General features: G+C 37.2%; 1 protein-coding gene. It reads right to left on the reverse strand.

From position 1 onward, the window contains the following. Nucleotides 1-265 precede the first annotated feature (265 nt). A complete protein-coding gene (locus tag ACGHAV_RS16925; RefSeq protein WP_390383363.1) occupies nucleotides 266-733 on the reverse strand; it encodes a hypothetical protein in 468 nt (155 codons plus the stop codon). Nucleotides 734-963 lie beyond the last annotated feature (230 nt).

A 963-nucleotide genomic window follows, 5' to 3' on the forward strand; every position in this document is an offset into this window, starting at 1 on the left:
ATAGGTTAATTGGTTTTTGTTTGTTCGAGTAAAAGTAAAAACTAAAATGCCTGAGTAAAAAACATACCGAGTAATAACAGCGTATTTTAAGTAATACCTTTTAACGAGAAGTGACAACGCGGAAGTTGTTAAGCTTTTGAAGTTAAAGGACTTTAATTTTGTGATGAAGATTATCAGTCATTGTTTGCGTATGTTGAAAAGGAAGGTTTTGTTGGTACTTACTGTGTGAATAAAAAAGCGCGGCCTTTGCCGCGCTTTATAATAATTAGTCTGGTTGATAAGGTAGAGATGATTGGTGTAGCACAATTCGTATCTTTCCATCTTCGCAAAGCTTAAATACAAAGCTTTTGTTTACGAAAATGTGACTGTCGTCTGCGCCGATAAAATGAACATTACATTGAACGATAGCCATTTCTTTGTATAAAACAAAATCTTCTTTACTAAACCAAACTTTAACCCATGGTTTAAGTTTAAAGCCACCATCATTCGGAAATTTGTCGTTACCACCTACGAAGTAAGAAAGTGCACCTTCTTTCGTTGGTCTGAAAGTCTGCTCTCCGAAACAAAGTGTAGGTTTAAAAAGTACCTTGCCGTTATCGTAATCGTAGTTTTCTGACAACACTTTATTGGCGAACGCTTCTACGTCTCCACCTTCTTGGTGAACCTTGCCTACTGCGACAACATTGTCGCACCATGTTTGTAGCGCAGTGTGCACCATTTCTTGTGTAAACATACCTTCTCCTTTAACGATGTTAATGTTTTACGAACATATAGTTAAATAATTCCTATAAGGGTTCAAGTGTACTTAGTGATAGGCAAGAGCTATCAGTAACAGGAATATGTACGTAGAAAAAACTGAAAGTGATTAGAAAAGAAAAAGGCTCCTGAAAGGAGCCTTTGTGTGCAGCTTACGCTGCAACCATGTTGAACTGGTTCACACGGTTAGGTGAAGCATTAAGCTAA

It is taken from the genome of Alteromonas sp. MTD1 (genome assembly GCF_042848195.1).
Taxonomy (GTDB): Bacteria; Pseudomonadota; Gammaproteobacteria; order Enterobacterales; family Alteromonadaceae; genus Alteromonas.

Coding starts and splice junctions, on each gene's coding strand:
- ACGHAV_RS16925 (WP_390383363.1), bottom strand. CDS start 733: ATGTTTACACAAGAAATGGTGCACACTGCGCTACAAACATGGTGCGAC.